Genomic DNA, 21,461 nt, shown 5'->3' on the forward strand with positions numbered 1-21,461 from the left:
AAAGAAAAGGCATCCCCATGGATGCCTTTTTTCTTTTGAAAGAATGTTTTGGCAAAACAGCATATCGATCCCCAGCGCTTGCCGGTCGATGCGATCGCCGGCGAAGCCGCCTTGCCGGCCGAGCGCCTGGACGCCGCCTGGCTGCGCCGGCGTCTGGCGCGCCCGCTGGCCTGGGAGCCCGAGCTGCCGGAAGATATCCTCTTCCGCCTCGGCAAACTCAAGCGCGCCTCCGTTCTGATCCCGCTGGTCCAGCGTCCCGAAGGCTTGACCGTGCTGTTGACCCAGCGCACCGCCCACCTGTCCGCCCACCCCGGCCAGGTCAGTTTCCCCGGCGGCAGCGCCGAAGCCGAAGACTCGTCGCCGATCGAAACCGCGTTGCGCGAAAGCGAAGAGGAAATCGGCCTGCAGCGCCGCCACGTCGAGATCATCGGCGTGCTGCCCGACCACGCCACTGCCTCCAAGTTCCTGGTCACGCCGGTGATCGGCCTGGTCACGCCGCCATTCGACCTGCGCGCCGATCCGGGCGAGGTGGCCGAGATCTTCGAAGTGCCGCTGGCCTTCCTGATGGACGGCATGAACCACCAGCGCATGTCCTTCGACCTGCCGGATGGGGGCGGGCGCCGCAGTTTCTATGCGATGCCGTACGAGCGCTTCTTCATCTGGGGTGCGACGGCCGGGATGTTGCGGAATCTGTTTCACCTGCTGCGGGCCTGATGCCGACGGCCGGCCGGCCGTCGATTGCTTCTAACGGTCCTCTGCGCTATCGTAGCGGCAGATGAAGTCTGGCAACAAATACCAAGGACCCGTGCATGACATTTTTTTCCATCCTGTGCGCGCTGCTCATCGAGCAGCTGAAGCCCCTGCGCGCGGATAACCAGATCTACGCCGAGATCAAGCGCTTTGCCATGCGCATCGAAGGCTGGTTCAATGCCGGCCAGGTGAGCCACGGGCGACTGGGCTGGTTCCTGGTGATCGGCGGCCTGATGCTGCCGACCGTGATCGTGTACTGGGTCTTGTTGCACTATAACTGGGTGTTCGCGGCCTTTGCCTGGAACGTGCTGATCGTCTACCTGACGCTCGGCTTCCGTCACTACAGTCATTATTTCACCACGATCCAGTTCGCCCTGAACGCGGGCGACGACGCCACTGCGCGTACTCTGCTGGCCGAATGGGCACGGGTCGATACCACCGCCATGGACAGCACGGAGATCGCGCGCCTGGCCGTCGAAAAATCCCTGATCACGACGCACCGCAACGTGTTCGGCGTGTTCTTCTGGTTCCTGATGCCCCTCGGCCCGGCCTGTGCCGTCATGTACCGGGTGTCCGAATATCTGGCGCGCGCCTGGAACGAGCCCGACCATATGCGCAACGAGGCCTTCGGCGAATTCGCCGCGCGCGCGTTTTACTGGATCGACTGGATCCCGGTGCGCCTGACCGCGATCGCCTTTGCCGTGGTCGGCAACTTCGAGGACGCCATCTATGCCTGGCGCAACTTCGCCCACCGCTGGGCGGACGAGTCGCGCGGCATCATCCTGGCTGCCGGCGGCGGCGCCATGGGCGTACGCCTGGGAACGCCGCTCGAGACGGCGGCGCGCGTGGTGACGCCGGATGCGGCCACCGTCGACCTGTCCGACAGCGAGGCCGACGTGTTGCCTGGCGAAGAGCCGAACGTGCGTTCGCTCCAGAGCACGGTAGGCCTGGTCTGGCGCGCACTGTTATTATGGATGCTGCTCCTGCTGCTGCTGTCGGGTGCCGTCCTGCTGGGTTGACGAGTCAGCCGAACGCGGGCCGCTGCCCGCTTCGGCGGAGGGGACTCGTCGGCAAGTCTTCTATAAGATATAATACCGGCGTTGTTCTTATCCACGCTTCATGTTTCAGTAAGCTGCACTATGGCCGATTTACCGCAAAACGGGAAAGAACGCGCCGACGAGTTCTTCATTCTCGGCGTGACAAGCAAGGGCCGGCAGTTCCGTCCGAGTGATTGGGCCGAACGCCTGTGCGGCGTGATGTCGTGTTTTCGCCCGCCCGGCAGTGGCGGACGCAATGCCCACCTGCAATTCTCGCCTTACGTCTACCCGACCGTCGTCAACGGCGTCAAGGCCGTCGTGGTCAACAATGCCCTCAAGAGCGTCGAGCCGCTGGCTTACCACTTCGTGGTGAACTTTGCCAAGGACAACGACCTGCAGCTCGCCGAAGCCTGCTACGTACCGCCCCCCGAAGAAAAGAAAACCTGATTGTTCCCCGGACAGCTTTGATTGCCATCAAAGCTGGATACCCTTCGCGGGTTAGCCTGATAGCTTGCGCGAGGAGGGGACGGTCATGGAAGTCAGGACATTGTGCACCGCCGATGCGGTCTGTTGCGGCCGCTACGAAAGCGTGCAGGGTGCGGCGCTGCTGATGCGCAAGCACCATGTCGGCGACGTCGTCGTGGTCGACGATCCCGACGGCGAACGCACCCCGGTCGGCATCATTACCGACCGCGATATCGTGGTCTCCGTCATTGCTCTCGGCCTCGATCCGGTCGGGCTCGAAGTCGGCGACATCATGAGCGACGACCTGCTCACCGCCGGCGAACACGACGATCCCTACCTGACCATCGAACACATGCGCCTGCGCGGCATCCGCCGCGTGCCGGTGGTCACCGAGAACGGCAACCTGGCCGGCATCGTCAGCGCCGACGACCTGCTGGCCTTCCTGGCCGAGGAAATGGAAGAGCTGTCGCGCATCAGTCCCTACCAGCAGCAGCACGAGCGTAGAGCACGTCAATAAGCGTCCAGCACGGTAAGCCTGCCCTAAGTCACCGTCTGTTACCATCCTGAACGCCTGCCATGCCCGTGGCGGCGCCGGACAACTTACAGACGGAACAAAATGCGCTCGATGTTTTCTCCACGCGGCCTCGCTGCGTCACTGGCCCTGGTGGGCCTCTCTTTTGTTGCGAACGGCCCGGCCTGGGCACTCGATCTGCCGAAGGGCGTCGTCCAGGGACCCTCGGTCGAAGGCATCACCGAATACCGGCTCCCGAACGGCCTGAAAGTCCTGCTGTTCCCCGATTCCTCGCGCCCGACCGTCACCGTCAACGTGACTTACCTGGTCGGCTCGCGCCACGAGAACTATGGCGAAACCGGCATGGCCCACCTGCTCGAGCACCTGATGTTCAAGGGCAGCCCGAAGCACCCGGACATTACCGCCCAGTTCGCCGACCGCGGCATGCAGTTCAACGGCACCACCTCGCTCGACCGCACCAATTACTACGAGGTATTCCAGGCCTCGAACGACAACCTGCAGTGGGCGCTGCAGATGGAAGCCGACCGCATGACCCACTCGAACATCGCCAAGAAGGATCTCGATTCCGAGATGACGGTGGTGCGCAACGAGTACGAAAACGGCGAGAATTCCCCCGGCGCCGTGCTGATGAAGCGCATGCAGAACATCGCCTACGACTGGCACTCCTACGGCCGCTCGACCATCGGCAACAAGAGCGACATCGAAAACGTCAAGATCGCCAACCTGCAGAATTTCTACCGTACCTATTATCAGCCGGACAATGCCGTGCTGCTGGTGGCGGGCAAGTTCGATCCCGCGCAGACCCTCCTGTCGATCAACCGCCTGTTCGGCGCGATCCCGAAACCCAAGCGCACGCTGCCGGAATTCTGGACTGTCGAGCCGACCCAGGACGGCGAGCGCAGCTTCGAGGTGCGGCGCCAGGGCGACGTGCAGATGGTCGCGGTCGGCTACAAGATCCCGTCCGGCCTGCACGACGACAGCGACGTGCTGAACTTTGCCAGTACCATCCTCGGCGAGGCCCCCAGCGGCCGCCTGCACAAGCTGCTGGTCGAGAGCGGCAAGGCGAGCCAGGTGTTCGCCTTCCCGCAGACCGGCTACGCGCCGGGCCTGCAATACTTCGGCGCGGTGGTCAAGAAGGGCGAGCCGCTCGAGCCGGTGCGCCAGGCGCTGACCCAGGCGATCGAGGACTTCACCAAACATCCGCCGACGCCGGAAGAGATGGAACGCACCCGGCGCGGCTACCTGAACGAGATCGAGCGCAGCCTGAACGATCCGCAGCAGGTCGGCGTGGCGCTGTCGGAAGTGATCGCGCTGGGCGACTGGCGCCTGTTCTTCGTCGGACGCGACCGCGTGCCGACCATCACCGCCGAGCAGGTGGCGGCCGCGGCCGGACGCTACTTCAAGCGCGACAACCGCGTGACCGGCAGCTTCATCCCCGACGACAATCCGCAGCGCGCCGTGATTCCGCCGGCGCCCAGCGTCGCCAGCCTGCTCAAGGATTTCAAGCCGCAGGCGTCGACCCTGACCGCCGAGGACTTCGAGCCGACCCAGGCCAACATCATGAAGCGCACGACCCTGACTACCGCGGGCGGGGTCAAGCTGGCATTGCTGCCGAAGAAGAACCGCGGCCAGACCGTCACCGTCGACCTCAGCCAGCACTTCGGCGACGAGCAGAATTTGTTCGGCAAGGGCGCCATCCCTGGTTTGACCGCCGCCATGCTGACCCGCGGCACCACCCAGTATGACCGCGTGCAGCTGGCCGATGCCTTCGACAAGCTCAAGATCGCCGGCGGCCCGACCCATTTCCAGACCACCCGCGAGAACCTGCCGGAAGCGCTGAAGCTGGTGGCCCACGTGCTGCGCGAGCCGAGCTTCCCGGCGGCCGAGTTCGAGCAATTGCGCCGGCAGTCACTGGTGTCGCTCGACGCCAGCCGCAGCGAACCGCAGAACGTGGCCTCGCGCGCGCTGAACGAGCATTTTGACATTTATCCGAAGGGCGATATCCGCCACGAAACGACGCTCGACGAAGACGTGGCCGACATCAGGGCCGCCAAGCTGGACGACCTGAAGGCCTTCCACCGCGACTTCTACGGCACCGTGCCGGCCGAGATGGCGATCGTCGGCGATTTCGATCCGCAGACCATCACCCCGCTGGTCGATCAATTGTTCGGCGCCTGGAAAGCGCCGATGCACGTGGCGCCGGTGCTGCGCAAGCATGCCGACATCGCACCCATCCACCAGACGCTGAACACCCCGGACAAGGAAAACGGCTTCTATACGGCGCGCATGAACCTGGACCTGAACGTCGAGGATCCGGATTATCCGGCGCTGATGCTGGCCGACTATATCTTCGGCGGTGGCGGCGGGCTCAAGTCGCGCCTGATGGACCGCATCCGCCAGAAAGAGGGCTTGTCCTACGGCGGCGGCACCCAGCTGGTCGCGGGCGACCTCGACCGCGCCGGCATGTTCGCGGTCAGCGCCATCGCCGCTCCGCAGAACCTGGCCAAGGTCGACGTCGCCGTGCGCGAGGAACTGGCGCGCGCCGTCAAGGATGGCTTCACCAATGCGGAGCTGGCAGGCGCCAAGTCGGGGCTGATGCAGCAGCGTATCCAGACCCGGGCCGAAGACGGGGCACTGGCGGCCGGCTGGACCTCGTACCTGTACCGCGGCCGGACCTTCGAATGGTCGGCGGAATTCGAGCGGCGCCTGATGGCGGTCACGCTGCCGCAGCTGAACGCGGCCTTCCGCAAGGCCCTGGATCCATCGAAGCTGTCGGTAGTGATGGCAGGCGATCAATCCAAGGCCGGCGCAAAGCACTGAATAAGCCCGGCTGGGCCGTAGCTGCGCCCTGAGTGAGCCGCGATTGCAACACTCGGCCGTTCGGGAACCGCCGAAACTGACGAGATGCTTGGTCATTGCCCGATCCAGCGCTATGATGTTGCCTGTGGGAAGTATTGCACACGGGAAGCAAACATTGCACTTGGATATTGTAAAGGGAGCATCATGAAGGGCATGACCAAACAACCCCCGAGCGGGATTTCTTACGCCGGCAAGGTTGTGCTGGTAACGGGCGCCGCCAGCGGCATCGGCCGCGCGATGGCGCTGGCATTCGGGCGCGCCGGTGCCTGCGTCGTGATCGCCGATACCGCGGTCGACGGCGGCCACATGACGGCGGCACTCATCGTCGAAGCCGGCGGCAAGGCCTTGTTTGTGAAAACAAATGTAACGGCTGCAACGGAAGTCGACGCCCTGATCGACAAGGCGGTAGCGCACTACGGCCGCGTCGACGTCGCCGTCAACGGCGCCGCCATCGAAGAGGAACATCTGCCGCTGGCCGACGGCGAGGATGCCCAGTTCGACCGCATCATGAACGTCAACGTCAAGGGTGTCTGGCTGTGTATGCGCAGCGAGCTGCGCCAGATGCTGAAGCAGGAAGGCGGCGGCGTGATCCTGAACATCGCCGACGCCGGCGGCCTGGTGGCGGTCCCCAACCACGCCCTGTACGCCGCCTCCAAGCATGCGGTGATCGGCCTGACCAGGACTGCCGCCGTCGAGTACGCCAAGTCGGAGGTGCGCGTCAACAGCCTGTGCCCGGGCGCGGTCAAGACGCCGATGCTGGCGCGCATGCTCGAGCGCGAGCCGGGGCGTGACAAGAAAATCAAGGCGGCGCACCCGATGGGCCGCATCGCCGATCCGGCCGAGGTGGCGAGTGCCGCGCTGTGGCTGTGTTCGGACCAGGCGTCGTTCGTGACCGGGCACCAGCTGGCGGTCGATGGTGGTTTGACGGCGATGTAAGGCGCCTCAGCGCTCGAGTACGCCGGTGCCGCGCAGGCCGTCTAGGATCAGGCCCGCGGACGGCGCGCCCTTGCGCAGGAATACCGCCGGCCGTCCCAGCGGCGCCGCCCAGGTCGCCCATTGCCCCGCCACGCCGGCATCGGCACCGCTCCAGAGCTCGGACCACGCGCTGCCCTGCGGGAAATACACCTCCACCGACGCCGCGCCCTTGTCGAGCACCGGGGCCACCATCAGGTCGGGCCCCAGCAGGTATTGGTAACGCAGCGTCCAGGTCGTCCTGTCTTCGGGATAGTGCAGGAACAGATGGCGTGCCAGCGGGTAGCCGCGCGCCGCCGCCTCGGCCACGTGGCGCTTGCGGTAGGCCGCCAGGCCCCGGTACACCCGGGCAAAGCGCGCCATGTGCGCGAGCAGTGCCGGGCTGCCGTCGAACTGGGCCGAGATGGCGGGCACCAGCCCCTCGTGGGTGCGCAGCACGGCCGTGAACGCTGCCAGTTCGGTCCAGCGCATCTGCAGTTCCGGCGTGCGCGCAATCAGCGGGATCGCGCGGCCGGCCAGGTCCAGCTTGAAGGCGCTGTAGCCGCCGATGTCGCTGTGGACCAGGCTGGCACCGGACACGCCGCCCGACAGCATGCCCACCACCGCCGTCTTGATCCCGTCGAATTCGCTCCAGTCCTGGATCTGGTCGCCCAGCCAGAACAGGGTTGCCACGCCCGGACTGCGGGTAAAGCCGGAACGGTCGAAAAACACGATATCGTCGCCGCGTCCGGCTTCCTCGGTGGCTTCGCGCGCCACGCTCGCCCATTCCTGCGGATAGCGGTTGTGCCAGGCGGCCGGATCGGCCCCGCCATGCAGGCGGCCGTCGAAAGGCAGGGCTTCGCCGAAGTCGTGCATCCAGCCCGATGCCCCGGCCTTGCCGATCAGCTCGGTCTTCATGACGGACTTGATCCACTCGCGCGCCGCCGGGTTGCTGAGGTCGACAAGCGCTGCCGAAAAGCTGGTATTCCTGTTGAGGAAGGGGCTGCCGTCGGCATTGCGCACCAGATAACCGGCGGCCAGCGCCTCCCGGTACAGGCTGTCATGGCCGGGCTCGATCGACAGGAAAGGATTGATATACACCAGCATGCGTGCGCCCTGGCGCTGCAGGTCGGCCACCAGCTGCTGCCAGCCGGGGTAGTAGTTGTCGTCGAGCCGCCAGTTCCACCAGAGCTGGCGCCCGCTCGGGGTCACGCGCACGCCCGACCAATCCTGCAGCCAGAGCGCCGCCACGGGAATCCCGGCGCCGTTGGCCGCCTCCAGCTTGCGCCGGACCGCCTCGGTACCGCCTTGGGTGCCGATGACCAGGCCCTGGTGGATCCAGTCGGGCAGGACACGCATGCGGCCGGCGTAGTCGGTGAAGGCTTCGACCAGGTCGAGCGGCGTGCGGCCGTACAGGATGCGCCCGCGCATGGCGGCAGACCAGGCCTTGATGGCGATGCGATCCGGCTGGCGCAGGTCGAAGGTGCTGTATTCGGTGTTTTCCAGGAACAGCGAACGCAGGCGGCTCGACAGGTAATGCGGCGCCGGCGCCTCGGTCGAGAAGGGCGTGCCGCCGCCCCGGTTGGCCAGTAGGTCGACCAGTTCCGTCAGCCCGGGCTGGCCGCGTCCGACGCCATGCTCCTGCACCAGGATCGGCAGCAGATAGCCTTTCTGGTTGAAGTAGGTCAGTTGCTGGCCGAAGCCGAAGACCGCCTCGTCGGCGGCCGAGCCGACCTCCAGGCGGATCCGGTTCACTGCCGCCGCGTCGACCGTGACATCGAAGCGCAAGTGGGTGGCCGACACGGCTTCGAAGCGCAGCCGGTAGCCGATGGCGCCACCGTCCCCGGCGAGGCGCCCGCTGACCACCACCGCGGTGCCGTCGCCGGCGATGCGGTCGATGGCGGGATGGGCGAACGTGGCCGATACGCTGTCCTCGATGCTGAATGTGCCTTGCGGCGTGCCGACGTCCCGGATGCGGGCCGTGGCGACTTCGGCCGCCAGGAAATTGCCGTCCGCGACAGTCTCCCAGATGACCCGCCCGGGCGCATCGCGGTGGCTTACCTGCAGGCCGTTCGCGGTGCGGGCGAGGACGAAGTCGCCGGCCGGGTAGACGGCGGACGGCGCTTGCGCCGGCAGGCGGGGCGGCAGCGAAGCCGCGGCCAGGCCGCCCGCGCCAAGGGTGAGGAAATGGCGGCGTTGCATTGCACCCCCCTTTTGCCTTCGGACTGACATGCAGCTTGCATGTCAGTCCAAATTAGGGGAGGGTGTCAGCAGGGTGTTGAGATGAATCAGATAGCCTGCTCAGGTACGCTTTTTTCCCTTCACCCGCAGCTGCTGCTTGTGCTGCGTCTGGTTACGGTTCTGCTTGGCCTGGTACAGGGCCACCGCATCCTCCTTCGCCCGCTCCAGCGTCCGCATTTCCTCATGGTCGTCGTGCGGCGAGAAATACTCGGCTTCCTGGGCGTCCATGACCAGCTTGATGGCCGCATCGTCGTCGAGGTCGTAGAGCTCGGTGAGCAGGGTGGTGACTTCGTCGAGGTAGGCTTCGTATGTCAGGTAGTTCATTGCTTCTTCGCGATCAATAGAAAAGGGCTGCATCCTGCGCGGCATCGATGCGCGCGCGGATCCAGGCGTGGCTGCGTGCCGTGACCAGCTGCGCCATCCGCAGCGGGAAATGGATGATCCCGTGCGGCGCTTCGGGCAGCAGGTGCAGTTCGGCGCCATCGTCACCGATGGCCGCACGCCAGCGCGCCGCCATTGTAATCGTATCGTCGTGCAATGGATCGCGCTGGCAGGCAAACAGGATCGCCGGCGGCATGCCTTGCAGCGCGCCGTACAGGGGAGACAGCGGCGCCTGCTGCCTTCCAACCTCATCCAGGCCGGGCGTCAGCGCGTGCAGCGAGGGCAGCAGGCCGGGGCCGTCCAATACCAGCGTGTCGGGGCCGGCCCGGCGCACGCTCGGGGTGCCGCTGAAGTCGTAGACGCCGTAGTACAGCACCGCGCCGACGATCCGCCGCGCCAGCGCCGGCCAGGCCTGCAGGCGCAGCAGCGTCGCCGCCGCCAGGTGCCCGCCGGCCGATTCGCCGACCACGAACAGCGGCAGGCCGGCGTACTCGGGCAGGCCATCCTCGAGCAGCCAGCGGGCGGCGGCCAGGCAATCGTCCATCAGACCCTGCAGCGGCGTATCTAGGGCCAGGCGGTAATTGACCGAGACCACGGCCACGTCGCAGGCCTTGATCATCGCTGCGTTCAGCCTGTCGTTCATGCGCGCGTTGCCGAACACCCAGCCGCCGCCGTGGATGTCGAGCACCAGCGCGCGCACCTTGCCGCCGGCTGGACGCAGGATGCGCACGCGCACCCCTCCGGCCGACACGCGCCGCTCTTCGGCATGGATGCCGGCGCGCGCCAGGCGGCGATCGGCCCCGGCCTGCGACAGGCGCATCAGCAGCTGCAGCGGACGCGCCAGCGGGCGGTACTGCATGCCGAAGCGCGGCATGCGGTCCAGCTTGCGGTTGAAGCCGCGCACTTCCTCCAGGGTAGCGTCGTCGAAGGCGAGGTTGTCCATGCGCACGTTGCGTTCAGCGGATTGCCGGCGGCCTCATTTCGGCCGCGGCTTGCTCAGCTTGCGGTCCGGCTGCACCAGCTTGCCCGAGCGGATCAGCTTGACCGTGGACGCCACCGAGCGCGCCACGTTGCGCACTTCTTCCTGGAAGGCGGTGTCCTTGTCCAGCGTTTCGTGGCTGTCCGCATACGATTCGTAGTAGCCGACGTAGCGGTCGAGCAGGGCGGTCGGGCCGGCATCGATGAAGCCCATCCAGTCCAGCCAGTCCGACAGCGAACGGCGCGTCGATTCGATGCCGGCGACGTCGCCGTGCACCACCAGGCCGTAGGCGCGGCCGGCCAGGTGCTTCGGATAATCCCAGTCCTGTTCCAGCGCCTTGGCTTCCTCGGCTTCCTTGCCGTGGGTCGAACTCGGATCCGGGTTGCCGCCGTCGGCGCACACCAGGCGGTCGATCATCAGCTTCAGCACGGCCGGTGTCTGGTACCAATAGGTCGGGGTGATGATGATGACCGCGTGCGCCGATACCCAGCGCTCGTAGATCTCGTTCATCCAGTCGTTGTCCTGGTCGAGCGAGTGGTTCGGGTAGCAGCTGCATGGCCAGTGGCACAGCGGCATCGCGGTCGACACGCAAGCCTTGCATGGATGGATGCGGCGCTCGTAGTCCGAGGTCAGCAGCGACAGGTCGAGCAGGTCGGTCTCGATGTTTTCGCCGTGCAGTACGTCTTCGCACATCTTGCTCAGGCGCCAGGATTTCGAGATTTCACTCGGGCAGCTGCCGTCGTTGCGGGCGGACGCGTTGATCACCAGCACGCGGCTGCGCGTGGCCGGATCCTTTTGTCTCGCTTCGGCGGCCAGCAGGCGGTCGTGCGCTTCCTTCCATTCGACCGAGAGGTCGTAGTCGGGATCGGCGAAGCCGGGTCCGGCCTTGACCGTGACCGGCGCCTTGTGCGAGTCGATGTAATTCTTCCAGGCGATGTCTTCCACGGATGCCAGTTCCTTGCTGACGGCTTCGAAGGCCGGATCGTAGAACTTGCGCATGAAGCGCAGGTGGAATTCGTCGCGGTTCAGTTTTGCGGGCGCCTGGCCCTTGCGGACGGTGGTCATGGAGGCCTTTCGAGATCGATTCCACAAGATTATGGATTGGGAATCCTGTCCGGCCGGTACGCCACCTAACGAAGAAAGTGACAATTAAACAAAAAAGCGGTACGGGCGCGCAGCCCGTACCGCTTTTTTAGACAAACAGAAGCCTTACTGCGCCGAAGCGGTCGCGGTACCGGTGTTCGGGTGGTTCACCAGCAGGATCCAGTACTTGGCCAGGTCGGCTGCGCCGCCGTTGCCCTTGACGGTCTCGAAGGTCTTGATCGCCTGGTCTTTCTTGCCGGCGCGTGCGTAGGCCATGCCCAGGCGCAGCTTGGCTTCGTCAGGCGACTTCAGGCCGCCCTTGGCGATACCCTGCTCGATGAAGCCAATGCCCTTGTCGAACTGGTCCATGGTGACATAAGCCCAGCCCAGGTTGACCAGGCCGGCGCCGTTCTTCGACTTGGCGGCCGACGCTTCGCCGGTGGCGATGTTCTTGGCGTCGTCGGCGGCACCCTTGGTGGCGCGGTCGCGCAGCTGGCGGTGTTGGGCGGCATTCGCGCCGGTGCCCAGCACGCCGGCAGCGAAGCCGGCATCCACGACCTTCTTGGCTTCGGTCGGGAAGCCGTCCTTCAGGGCCAGTTCGGCCAGGTCGCTGTACTCGGACGCATCCATCTTCTTGACGGCGGCGAACTCGAGGCGCAGTGCGTCGGTGATGTAGCCTTCCTGGTTGAAGCCCGGGCGGCGCAGCACGCCGCGGTTGATCAGGTCGGTCCAGTAATCGTCGCTCGGGTAGTAGGCGGCCAGCTGTTCCAGGCCGTACAGGTAGGCAGCATCATCCTTGACCTTGTTGGCGGCCGAGGCGTACAGGCGCAGGTCTTCGGCCGACGGCGCCTTGCCGGCGCTGATGGCGGCGTCCAGCACCGGGCGCTGCAACTTGACCGAGGTCGCGTAGTCGCCGCTCAGGTAGTAGGAGCGCAGCAGGGCCGAGTTGACGGCGGCCGACTGGGTCGGGCTTTCCTTCTGGAAGCGGGTATACCACTCGATCGCTTTCGGGTAGTTCTTGGCGTTGTAGTAGTAGCCGCCCAGCGCCTGGATGAAGTTGGCCTGTTCGGCGCCCTGCAGCTTGCCCGACGCGATGATGGCTTCCAGCGCCTGCATGGCGGACTGGTCGTCGTTGCTGGCCGAGGCCAGCGACAGCTTCATGCGGTTCAGGACGTAGTTCTCGTACGGCGTGCGGTTCTGCACGGCTTCGGCCTGGGTGATGCGGTTCTTGACTTCGGCGTAATTCTTGGCGTCCATCAACGGCTTGATCTGGGCCGGATCGAGCAGCTTGAACAATTCCGGACGGACCGAATCCGCCGGCGGCTGCGCGGCGGCGGCCGGCGCGTTCTTGTCTTGCGCGGAGGCGCTGTGCATCAGGGCCGGGGCGGCATTCAGGCCGATGGCGGCCAGCATCAGGGCAAGACGGGCAAAACGGAACTGGGACATGAATAATCCTTCTTTAATGAACAATGGTGAATTTGCCAATTCGCACAAAGCGTGCATTGTCCCACAAAGTACAGGTCGGGGGCAGCTTGGGCACAATTGTGCAGCACCCGGGCTGGGCCGGGTGCCGTCGTTACAATGATTTACCGGCCCGCGCGGCGGCTCAGAAGCCCGGCACCGGGCAGCGGCCGGTCGCCTCGATCTCGCCGCGCAGCCAGGCATTCACCGCTTCCAGCGCCGGTGCCGCGAAGCCGTAGGTCATCAGGGCCGGCGCGTCGATGTCGAGCGCCTGGTAGGGATTCCACAGCGCCAGGTGCAGGTCCGGCTTCCAGGTCGCGCACGGGTGCGGGCCGTAGCGCCGGCGCGAGGTCGAGGCCAGCACCGTGAAGCGGCCGTCGCGCGGCAGGCTGTCCCAGTCGAAGGCGTCGGCGTTGGCAAAGGTGACCAGGTCGACGTCGTACAGGGTGGCGAGCGAGGCCGCGATGCGTTCGGCCGGCACGCCGGCTTCGGACACGCCGTCGCTGACCACGTCCTGGCGCGCCACCAGGCGCAGCCGGCTGCCCGGCGCCGGGCGCTGCGGATTGCCGCGCGCCGACAGGCCGCGGCGCCAGGCCTCGGCCATCAGCGCGCGGTCCGCTTCCTCGGTCGGGTAGGGAACGGCGCCGGCCGGGTGCAGCCCGGCCAGCCGGTCCAGGCGCGCCAGCTTGGCCTCGACCTCGGCGCGCGCCAGGCGGCCGTCGGCGATGGCTGCCGCGATCGCGTCCAGCGTCGCTTCCTGCGTCGCGCGGCTGCCGAGCGCCATCACCATGTCGGCGCCGGCCAGCAGCGCGTTCACGGCGGCGTCGCCGGCTTCGTAGCGCAGCGCGATCGCGTGCATGTCCATGCCGTCGGTGATGATCACGCCGCGGTAATCCATGCGTTCGCGCAGCAGGCCGGTGAGGATGGGACGCGACATCGTCGCCGGCAGCACCGGGTCCAGCGCCGGGTAGACGATGTGGGCGGTCATCATCGCCGGCGCGTGCGGCGCGGCACGGCGGAACGGGGCGAACTCGAAGCGCTCCAGTTCCGCCAGCGACTTGTCGACCGTCGGCAGGTCGCGGTGCGAATCGACGTGGGTGTCGCCGTGGCCGGGGAAGTGCTTGACGCAGCAGGCTACGCCCTCGGACTCGCTGCCGGCCATCCAGGCCAGCGCCAGTTCGGTGGCGCGTTCCGGGTCGGCGCCGAAGGAGCGTTCGGCGATGACCGGGTTCAGCGGATTGTTGTTCAGGTCCAGCACCGGCGCGAAGTTCCAGTTGAAACCCATCGACTTCACGGCGCGCGCCACGGCCGCGCCCACCTCGCGTGCGAGTCCGCTGTCGCCGGTGGCGCCGAGTCCCATCGCGGCCGGCGGCGGCGGTACCCACAGCGCGCGCACCACGGCGCCGCCTTCCTGGTCGAGCGCGATCAGCGCCCCGGCGCCGAAGGCCTCGCGCAGCGCGCCGGTGAAGCGCGTCAGCTGGGCACCGTCCGTCATGTTCTGGCGGAACAGGCAGGCCGCGCGGATGCGGTTGGTGCGCAGGAAGGCGCCGGTGTCGTCGTCCAGTTCGGTGCCGGACAGGCGGACCATGATCAGCCGGCCGGCGAGTTGCCTGAGTTCGTCCATTTAGCTGGTCCTGGTGACTTTGCTCAGGTGGCGCGGCCGGTCCGGATCGAGGCCGCGCGCCTTGGCGAGGTGGGCCGCCATCACGTAGAAGGCCTGGATCGCGACGATCGGGTCGAGGTCGGGGTGCGGCGCCGTAGGCAGTTCGAGGTCGCGTCCCGGCACGTCGGCCGGGGCGGCCAGCAGCACGCACGCGCCGCGCCCGCGCATCTCGTCGGCCAGCGCCACCAGCCCGGCCTGGGCCGGGCCGCGGGTGGCGAAGATCAGCAGCGGGTAGCCGTCGTCGATCAGCGCCATCGGACCGTGCTTGATCTCGGCGCCGGAAAAGGCTTCGGCCTGCAGCGCCGAGGTTTCCTTGAATTTCAGCGCGGCTTCCTGGGCGATCGGATAACCGATGCCGCGCCCGACCACCATGATGTTGCGGGCCGGGGCCAGCACCTCGATCGCGGCCGACCAGTCGGCCTGCGCGGCCTGGCGCAGGGCATCCGGCAGCGCCTGCAGGGCGGCCTGGAGTTCGCCATCCTGCTGCCACTCGGCGACCAGGCGCGCGCCCGCGGTAAGGCTGGCGATGAAGCTCTTGGTGGCGGCCACGCTGGTTTCCTTGCCGGCGCCCAGCGGCAGCGCCCATTCGGCGGCCTGGGCCAGCGGCGACTCGATCTCGTTGACCAGCGCGATGGTGGTGGCGCCGCCGGCACGGAAGTAGCGCATCGGCTCGACCACGTCCGGACTCTGGCCCGACTGCGACACCGACAGCGCCACCAGGTCCTGCGCCTGCAGCGGCGCGTTGTACAGCGTCAGCAGCGACATCGGCAGCGAGGTCACCAGCTTGCCTAGGCGCGCCATCACCAGGTAGCCGATATAGGCCGAGGCGTGGTCGGAACTGCCGCGCGCCACGGTCACCGCATTGTGGATGCGGGCTTCGCGCAGGTGGCGGCCGAGCGCGGCGTAGCGTTCGCCGTCGCCGGCCAGTTGCCGGGCCACGCAGTCGGCGGCGGAAAGGGCCTCTTGGAGCATCAGCGACCTTGGATCAGAACTCACACGCTTCTCCTTCGATGTACACGGTTTTCAGGTTGAGGTTGCGGTCGAGGACCACCAGGTCGGCAAAGCAGCCCGGTGCCAGGCGTCCGCGCCGGGTTTCGCCGAGGTAGTCGGCGGCGTTGGTGGACACGCGGCGCGAGGCGTCGGCCAGGTCGAGTCCGATCGAGACCAGGTTGCGCAGCGCCTGGTCCATGGTGAGGGTGCTGCCGGCCAGGGTGCCGTCGGCCAGGCGCACGCCGCCCATGCACTTGTGCACGACCTGGCGTCCCAGCATGTATTCGCCGTCCGGCATGCCGGCGGCGGCGGTGGAATCGGTCACGCAGTACAGGTTCGGGATGCAGCGCAGCGCCACCTGGATCGCGCCCGGGTGCACGTGCAGCAGGTCGGGGATGATCTCGGCGTACTGTGCATGCGCCAGCGCGGCGCCGGTCATGCCGGGTTCGCGGTGGTGCAGGCCCGGCATCGCGTTGAACAGGTGGGTGAAGCCGGCGGCGCCGTGTTCCAGCGCGCGCACGCCGTCCTCGTAGGAGCCGGTGGTGTGGCCGATCTGCACGCGGATGCCGGCGTCGGCGATCTGGCGCACCAGCGCCAGGTGGCCCTCGATCTCGGGCGCCACCGTGATCAGGCGCATGGGGGCCTGCTCGTTGAAGCGGTCGACTTCGGCCATCGACGCTTCGCGCGCGAACGGCGGCTGGGCACCCAGCTTGCCCGAGTTGATGTACGGGCCTTCCAGGTGCACGCCGAGGATGCGCGCCTCGCCCTTGCCGCGCGCCTTGCAGGCGCTGCCGATGGCCTGCAGCGCGCGGTCGATGTCCTCGACCGGCGCGGTCATGGTAGTCGCCAGCAGGCTGGTGGTGCCGTGGCGGGCGTGCAGGCGCGCGATGGTGTGCGGCGCGTCGCCGCCTTCCATCATGTCGCGCCCGGCGCCGCCGTGCACGTGCAGGTCGATGAAGCCGGGCAGGATGTAGTCGTCGCCGTTGGCGCCCGGGTCGGCCGCGCTGCCGCCGATCCGGGTGATGGTGTCGCCGAAGGCGATGTCGCCCTGGATCCAGCCGTCAGGGGTGAGGATGTTGCCTTGGATGGAATGCATTCAGCGCCTGGGTTCGATGGGGTGGATGTCGAGGTGCCGCGCGATCAGGCGCAGCGCGCCGGCCGCGGCATCGCCGTGCGCTACCGTGGCGCGGCTGGACAGGCCTTGCGGCAGGTAGTCGCGCAGCGCTGCGCCGAGGCCGCCGCACAAGGCCAGCGGCAGGGTGCCGTCGGGATCGAGCGCGCGCGCGATGTTGCCGGCTTCCTGGCCGGCGTCGAGCAGGATCGCGCGCGCCACCGGGTCGCCGGCGTGGTCGAGGACAAGCGGCGCCAGCGCGGCGTAGTCGGTCTCGGTGGCCTGGCCGAGCCAGATCTGGAGCGTGTCGCGGTTGCCGCCGCAGTGGGCGATCAGGGCATCGGCGAAGGCGCCGGGTTCGCGCCGTCCGTCCAGCACCTGCTGGATATGGTTGACGGCGCGCAGGCCGATCCAGGCGCCGCCGGCTTCGTCGCCGGCCGGGAAACCCCAGCCGCCGACGATGCGCCGCCTGCCGTCCGGGTACAAGGCCTTGCCGACGCTGCCGGTGGCGATGGCGACGATCGCCCCGGGGGCGCCTTCATGGGCGCCCAGCAGGCAGGCGTAGGCATCGGTTTCCAGCACCAGCGCGGCATAGCCGGGATCGGCGGCGACGAATTCGGCCGCCCAGCGTTTGTTGTGTACCCCGGCCAGGCCGAGGCCGATGGCGATGCGCGCCAGCGGCGGCTGCGCGATGCCGGCTTCGGCGAAGGCCGCGGCGACGGCAGCCTGGATGGCGTTCCAGGCATTGGCGACCCCGAGGGCCAGGCCGGACGGTCCGCCGGTGCCGCGCGCGACTTCGCCGCCGCCGGCACGGGCCGTGCGTGCAACGCGCACGCGCGTGCCGGTACCGCCGCCGTCGACGCCGATGAGATAGTCGATCATGATGAAAGTGGGCTGGAAGGTCAGGGCACTATAGGAGTGGCTGATAAGCTTGTCAACAGGTACTCAACTGGTATTGTCGAGCTCCTGTTGACCTGCCTAAAATGGCCTGATTCTACTGAGAGGGAAGGGGGAAAGCTGGTACTTAAGTGGTATTAGCAGTGGTATTTCTGGATTGTTCGCGCAGGGCGTCGGCGCGCAGCCACACGAACAGCAGCGCCATCATGAACGGCCCGACGAAGAGCCCGATCACGCCCAGCGTGGACACCCCGCCGAGCAGGCCGAACAGCACTGCCAGGAAGGGCAGGTTGACCTTGTGGCCGATCAGCTTGGGCCGGATGAACTTGTCGACCATGAACAGTTCGACCGCACCCCAGCTGAACAGGCCGAGGGCGGCGCCGGAGTGGCCCTGGCCCAGCAGCAGCAGCGACACCATCGTGAACGACAGCGGGGCGCCGCCCGGGATCAGGGCCATGTAGCCGGTGATCACGCCCAGCAGCGCCGGTGCCGGCGCCCCGGCGATGGCGTAGGCGATGCCGAGCACGATCCCTTCCAGGATCGCCACCGAACACAGCCCCAGCGCGGTGCCGCGCACCGACAGGGGAAACACGCGGCGCAGCATCGGGTAGTACTGCGGCACCAGGCGTTCGCCGGCACGGTCCATATAGTGGATGACGCCGTTGCCGTGCAGGTAGAGCATGAACAGCGTGAGCAGGGTCAGGAACAGGTAGAGGGCATTCGCCAGGATGGTCGAGCCCCAGGTGCGGGCGGCACCGCTCAGGTGCGGCAGCAGGTCGCCGACGGTGCTGCGGATCAGGGTATGGACGCCGCCCGGCGCCGCCAGGTGTTCGCGCCACCACTGCTCGGCTTGTTCGGCCACGAACGGCAGGCGCGTCACCCAGGCCGGCACCGGCACGCCGGTGTGGTTCAGGCCGGCGACCAGGCCCTGCACGCCGGCCAGTTCGGTGCCCAGGGTTTCGAACAGCAGCAGCGACGGTCCGGCAAAGCCGGCCACCAGCAGCCCGACCAGGAAGGCCGCGCTGAGGGCACGCGGCCAGCCGCGCCGCACCAGCCGCTGGTGCAGCGGCCAGGTGATCACGGCCAGCAGCCCGGCCCAGGCCAGCGATCCGAGGAAGTGGCGGAGCAGGGCCGCCAGTGCCAGCGCGAACAGAGCGGGCATCAGGTAGGGCAAGGCGCGCTGCATCCCCCCTTGCCCTTACGCGCTGCGCTGGAGGGCAGCGATCCTGTCCTCGCACGACGGGTGGCTGGCGAACAGCGACAGCACGCCGCCGCCGGTGATGCCCGATGCCGCCAGGTTCTTCGGCAGGCTGGTCTGCACGCCGGCCTGCTCGATGCCACCGAGGCGGCGCAGCGCGGCGATCATCGGACGCGGGGTGCCCAGGATCCGGGCCGAGCCGCGGTCGGCGCGGTACTCCCTCTGGCGCGAGAACCAGGCCACGATGATGCTGGCCAGCAGGCCGAACACCAGGTCGCAGATCACCGCGGTGACGGTGAAGGCGATGCCGGGGCCGCTGCTGCTTTCCTCGTCGCGGCGCAGGAACTGGTCCACGAAGTAGGCGACCACGCGCGCCAGGAAGATCACGAAGGTGTTGACCACGCCCTGGATCAGGGTCAGCGTCACCATGTCGCCGTTGGCGATGTGGGCCACTTCGTGGGCCAGCACGGCTTCGATTTCCTCGTGCGTCATCGATTCCAGCAGGCCGGTCGACACCGCCACCAGCGACGCGTTTTTCGTCGCGCCGGTGGCGAAGGCGTTCGGCTCGCCCGGGTAGATGGCCACTTCCGGCATCTTGATGCCGGCTTTCTGCGCCTGGGCGGCGATGGTGTTCATCAGCCACAGTTCGGTCGAGTTGGCCGGCTGCTCGATCACGCGCGCACCGGTCGACCATTTGGCGATCGGCTTCGACAGCCACAGGGAGATAAAGGCGCCGCCGAAGCCCATCAGGGCGGCGAAACCGAGCAGCATGCCGAGGTTGAGGCCATTTGCGGTCAGGTATCGGTTCACGCCGAGCAGGCTGGCCGAAATGCCCAACACGAGCATGATGGCAAGGTTGGTAGCGATAAAGAGAACGATCCGTTTCATGTTCCTAGTCTCGTCAAGTCAATAAAATAAATGGTCGTTTGACCGTGATGCAGGAACGAAGCATAAGACAGGGACGGGATAGGAAAAAGCGAAGTTCTTGGGAGGTTTACTTCGAAAAAACGGAACAATAAAAAACCCGGCAGAGCCTGTGACGCTGCCGGGCGGTTTCAGGCTTGTGTATTTACTTCATTGTATAACTTTGTTGCGCCGTATCGACAGCAAAATTGCGTGCCGTGTCCCAGTAGGTGAAGCTGTAGCGCACCACGTCGCCGATCTTCAGGCCGCCGGCATCGTAGGTGTTGGTGCTGCCGTTCAGGCGCATGCGCACGTTCTGCTGGGCGCCGTTGTTGACGGTGTAGTGGACGTCGGCCCAGCTGCCGGTGTTGGCCGTGAACTGCAGGGTGGTGCTGGAGGTCTGGGTGACGGAGGTGGTGCCGGTCGCCGGCGGCGGCGTGGTGGTGCCGCCGCTGCCGGAATCCCAGACGATGTCGTCGATCGCGAACTGGAAGGCCGAGGCCGGCAAGGCATTGGCGTCGCTCGAGATCATGAAGACGTCGAGCAGCGACTGCAGCGCCACCTTGGTGCCGATCAGGGTCGACACCGGCACCGTGGCCTGGGCCCAGTCGCCGTTGCGCACCAGGCCGTAGGCGGTGGTGTTGGCCGGGAAGCTGACCCAGTTCTGGTTGGTGTAGGTATCGCCGACGCCGATGTTGAACGAGACGTTGGCCGGGATCTTGATCCGGAACTTCATGGTGCCGTTGCGGAAGTTGGTCAGGTCGCGCGCCTGGCGCGACTGGATGCCGCCGCCCCACCACTGGCCGGGCGCGGTGTAGGCCCAGGCGATCACGTTGCTGCCCTCGTAGGGCGGCAGGTTGCCGGCGCCGCTGGACGCGCCGTTCCACAGGAAGATGTCGGACGTGGTGCCGGCCACCAGCTTGTTGTTGACCACGGTGTTATCGGTGAACACGCCGAACTTGCCGGTTTCCGGCAGCGTCTGGTTGCCCAGCTTGACCGTGCCCTTGCCGTCGAGCTGGTAGACGCGCACGTAGTCGACGTACATCGTGGCCGGCAGCGGCGCCGTGACCTGGGCCGCGGTCGCGGCATCGGTGAAGTTGCCGCCCACGGCCAGGTTCAGCAGTAAATAGAAGGGCGACTGCAGGGCGGTGGAGTTGACCGCCAGCGGGGCGTCGTACATGTTGCGCTCGACGCCGTTGTCGACCACGGAAAAGCGCATCTCGCTCTCCGTCCAGTACAGGCGGTAGGTGACGAAGCGGTTGGCCAGCGAGGTCGGTGCCACGTACCAGCTCTTGGTCTGCCAGGCGGTGGAAGCGGCGCAGCTTTCGTTGCCCGGCACGCAGGCGGCCTGCTGCCAGGTGATCACGTTCGAGCCGACGTAGTTGTTGATGCCGGGCGAGCCGGCCGCGGTGCGCGACGAGGCTTTATGGCCCATCTCCATGATGTCGATCTCACCGTTGCGCGGCCAGGTCTGCGGGCTGACGCCCAGCATCCAGGCGGCCGGCCACAGGCCGTTGGCCAGGTTGGGCGTGGCCATGCGGATCTCGATCATGCCGTACTGGACCTGCACCTTGCCCTTGCTGTCGATCTTCCCGGACGTGAACGCGTTGCTGCCCACGGTCTGGCGCTGGGCGCGGATCGCCAGCGCGCGGGTGCCGGGTTCGAAGGGCACGTCGGCGATCGACAGGTTGTTCGGACTGTAGTACTCCAGCTCGGCATTGCCGTAGCCGCACAGGTTGATCTGGCAGCCGTTGCCGTCGGTGGCGGTCCAGCGGCCGGCGTCGAGCGTGGCGCCGTTGAATTCCTCGGACCAGATCAATTGGCCGATGGCCGGGTTGGTGACGCTGGCGGACGCCTGGACGGTGCAGGCCAGCAGCAGGCCGGCGGCCAGGGTGCGCAGCGATTGCGATGTGTCGCGATGCAGATTCACATTGTCTCCTTTGTCGTCTTCTCGAAAGAT

18 protein-coding genes are annotated in these 21,461 nt (G+C 67.0%); 6 read left to right on the top strand and 12 right to left on the bottom strand.

Features of this window, described 5'->3' with window-relative positions:
* Window positions 1-48 precede the first annotated feature (48 nt).
* The 6 genes from FBX97_RS01565 (at window position 49) to FBX97_RS01590 (ending at window position 6,579) form a co-directional block, all read left to right on the top strand.
* Window positions 49-714 (top strand): CoA pyrophosphatase, encoded by a 666-nt coding sequence (locus tag FBX97_RS01565; protein ID WP_141828500.1) that lies wholly within the window; start codon window positions 49-51, stop codon window positions 712-714.
* A 95-nt stretch (window positions 715-809) separates the two neighbouring features.
* A complete protein-coding gene (locus FBX97_RS01570; protein ID WP_141828501.1) occupies window positions 810-1,769 on the top strand; it encodes a CobD/CbiB family protein in 960 nt (319 codons plus the stop codon).
* A 120-nt stretch (window positions 1,770-1,889) separates the two neighbouring features.
* A complete protein-coding gene (locus tag FBX97_RS01575) occupies window positions 1,890-2,234 on the top strand; it encodes a DUF3579 domain-containing protein (protein ID WP_141828502.1) in 345 nt (114 codons plus the stop codon).
* Window positions 2,235-2,319: 85 nt separating this feature from the next.
* Entirely contained in the window at window positions 2,320-2,769 is a 450-nt protein-coding gene (locus FBX97_RS01580; protein ID WP_141828503.1) for a CBS domain-containing protein, read from the top strand.
* Window positions 2,770-2,877: 108 nt separating this feature from the next.
* A complete protein-coding gene (locus FBX97_RS01585; protein ID WP_141828504.1) occupies window positions 2,878-5,604 on the top strand; it encodes a pitrilysin family protein in 2,727 nt (908 codons plus the stop codon).
* Between the two features lie 192 nt (window positions 5,605-5,796).
* The gene (locus FBX97_RS01590) at window positions 5,797-6,579 is read left to right on the top strand and encodes an SDR family oxidoreductase (protein ID WP_255517247.1); all 783 of its coding nucleotides are present in this window, start codon (window positions 5,797-5,799) and stop codon (window positions 6,577-6,579) included.
* Between the two features lie 6 nt (window positions 6,580-6,585).
* Here FBX97_RS01590 and FBX97_RS01595 read toward each other — a convergent pair whose 3' ends face one another.
* The 12 genes from FBX97_RS01595 to FBX97_RS01650 form a co-directional block, all read right to left on the bottom strand.
* Window positions 6,586-8,796 carry an alpha-glucosidase gene (locus FBX97_RS01595; RefSeq protein ID WP_185748438.1) on the bottom strand — a complete coding sequence of 737 codons (2,211 nt, stop codon included), beginning with the start codon at window positions 8,794-8,796 and terminating at the stop codon, window positions 6,586-6,588.
* 99 nt (window positions 8,797-8,895) lie between these two features.
* Window positions 8,896-9,159, bottom strand: a complete 264-nt coding sequence (locus tag FBX97_RS01600; RefSeq protein ID WP_185748439.1) for a hypothetical protein — start codon at window positions 9,157-9,159, stop codon at window positions 8,896-8,898.
* A 13-nt stretch (window positions 9,160-9,172) separates the two neighbouring features.
* Window positions 9,173-10,159, bottom strand: a complete 987-nt coding sequence (locus tag FBX97_RS01605) for an alpha/beta hydrolase fold domain-containing protein (protein WP_141828507.1) — start codon at window positions 10,157-10,159, stop codon at window positions 9,173-9,175.
* Window positions 10,160-10,192: 33 nt separating this feature from the next.
* Window positions 10,193-11,260: a flavodoxin family protein gene (locus FBX97_RS01610; protein ID WP_141828508.1), complete on the bottom strand. Its 1,068-nt coding sequence runs from the start codon at window positions 11,258-11,260 to the stop codon at window positions 10,193-10,195.
* A 144-nt stretch (window positions 11,261-11,404) separates the two neighbouring features.
* Window positions 11,405-12,724 (bottom strand): hypothetical protein, encoded by a 1,320-nt coding sequence (locus FBX97_RS01615; RefSeq protein ID WP_141828509.1) that lies wholly within the window; start codon window positions 12,722-12,724, stop codon window positions 11,405-11,407.
* A 160-nt stretch (window positions 12,725-12,884) separates the two neighbouring features.
* Window positions 12,885-14,363 (bottom strand): glycoside hydrolase family 3 protein, encoded by a 1,479-nt coding sequence (locus FBX97_RS01620; RefSeq protein WP_141828510.1) that lies wholly within the window; start codon window positions 14,361-14,363, stop codon window positions 12,885-12,887.
* Entirely contained in the window at window positions 14,364-15,374 is a 1,011-nt protein-coding gene (locus tag FBX97_RS01625) for an SIS domain-containing protein (protein WP_185748528.1), read from the bottom strand.
* A gap of 13 nt (window positions 15,375-15,387) precedes the next feature.
* Window positions 15,388-16,488, bottom strand: coding sequence for an N-acetylglucosamine-6-phosphate deacetylase (gene nagA / locus FBX97_RS01630; RefSeq protein ID WP_141828511.1), 1,101 nt, complete (start codon window positions 16,486-16,488; stop codon window positions 15,388-15,390).
* Complete coding sequence (locus FBX97_RS01635) at window positions 16,489-17,385, bottom strand: BadF/BadG/BcrA/BcrD ATPase family protein (RefSeq protein ID WP_141828512.1); 897 nt, start codon at window positions 17,383-17,385, stop codon at window positions 16,489-16,491.
* 142 nt (window positions 17,386-17,527) lie between these two features.
* Window positions 17,528-18,586: an AI-2E family transporter gene (locus tag FBX97_RS01640; RefSeq protein ID WP_255517248.1), complete on the bottom strand. Its 1,059-nt coding sequence runs from the start codon at window positions 18,584-18,586 to the stop codon at window positions 17,528-17,530.
* A gap of 12 nt (window positions 18,587-18,598) precedes the next feature.
* Entirely contained in the window at window positions 18,599-19,486 is an 888-nt protein-coding gene (gene htpX / locus FBX97_RS01645) for a protease HtpX (protein ID WP_141828513.1), read from the bottom strand.
* 181 nt (window positions 19,487-19,667) lie between these two features.
* The gene (locus FBX97_RS01650) at window positions 19,668-21,431 is read right to left on the bottom strand and encodes a glycoside hydrolase family 16 protein (protein ID WP_255517249.1); all 1,764 of its coding nucleotides are present in this window, start codon (window positions 21,429-21,431) and stop codon (window positions 19,668-19,670) included.
* Window positions 21,432-21,461: the final 30 nt, after the last annotated feature.

The organism is Herbaspirillum sp. SJZ107 (assembly GCF_006715485.1).
GTDB lineage: Bacteria > Pseudomonadota > Gammaproteobacteria > Burkholderiales > Burkholderiaceae_D > Telluria.

Excerpts from the sequence above, each read along its gene's own strand:
- FBX97_RS01575 (WP_141828502.1), top strand. The coding sequence starts at position 1,890 with ATGGCCGATTTACCGCAAAACGGGAAAGAACGCGCCGACGAGTTCTTC.
- FBX97_RS01640 (WP_255517248.1), bottom strand. The coding sequence starts at position 18,586 with ATGCAGCGCGCCTTGCCCTACCTGATGCCCGCTCTGTTCGCGCTGGCA.
- FBX97_RS01635 (WP_141828512.1), bottom strand. The coding sequence starts at position 17,385 with ATGATCGACTATCTCATCGGCGTCGACGGCGGCGGTACCGGCACGCGC.
- FBX97_RS01615 (WP_141828509.1), bottom strand. The coding sequence starts at position 12,724 with ATGTCCCAGTTCCGTTTTGCCCGTCTTGCCCTGATGCTGGCCGCCATC.
- FBX97_RS01620 (WP_141828510.1), bottom strand. The coding sequence starts at position 14,363 with ATGGACGAACTCAGGCAACTCGCCGGCCGGCTGATCATGGTCCGCCTG.
- FBX97_RS01590 (WP_255517247.1), top strand. The coding sequence starts at position 5,797 with ATGACCAAACAACCCCCGAGCGGGATTTCTTACGCCGGCAAGGTTGTG.
- FBX97_RS01595 (WP_185748438.1), bottom strand. The coding sequence starts at position 8,796 with ATGCAACGCCGCCATTTCCTCACCCTTGGCGCGGGCGGCCTGGCCGCG.
- FBX97_RS01585 (WP_141828504.1), top strand. The coding sequence starts at position 2,878 with ATGTTTTCTCCACGCGGCCTCGCTGCGTCACTGGCCCTGGTGGGCCTC.
- FBX97_RS01625 (WP_185748528.1), bottom strand. The coding sequence starts at position 15,374 with ATGCTCCAAGAGGCCCTTTCCGCCGCCGACTGCGTGGCCCGGCAACTG.
- nagA (WP_141828511.1), bottom strand. The coding sequence starts at position 16,488 with ATGCATTCCATCCAAGGCAACATCCTCACCCCTGACGGCTGGATCCAG.
- FBX97_RS01570 (WP_141828501.1), top strand. The coding sequence starts at position 810 with ATGACATTTTTTTCCATCCTGTGCGCGCTGCTCATCGAGCAGCTGAAG.
- FBX97_RS01600 (WP_185748439.1), bottom strand. The coding sequence starts at position 9,159 with ATGAACTACCTGACATACGAAGCCTACCTCGACGAAGTCACCACCCTG.
- FBX97_RS01610 (WP_141828508.1), bottom strand. The coding sequence starts at position 11,260 with ATGACCACCGTCCGCAAGGGCCAGGCGCCCGCAAAACTGAACCGCGAC.
- FBX97_RS01605 (WP_141828507.1), bottom strand. The coding sequence starts at position 10,159 with ATGGACAACCTCGCCTTCGACGACGCTACCCTGGAGGAAGTGCGCGGC.
- htpX (WP_141828513.1), bottom strand. The coding sequence starts at position 19,486 with ATGAAACGGATCGTTCTCTTTATCGCTACCAACCTTGCCATCATGCTC.
- FBX97_RS01580 (WP_141828503.1), top strand. The coding sequence starts at position 2,320 with ATGGAAGTCAGGACATTGTGCACCGCCGATGCGGTCTGTTGCGGCCGC.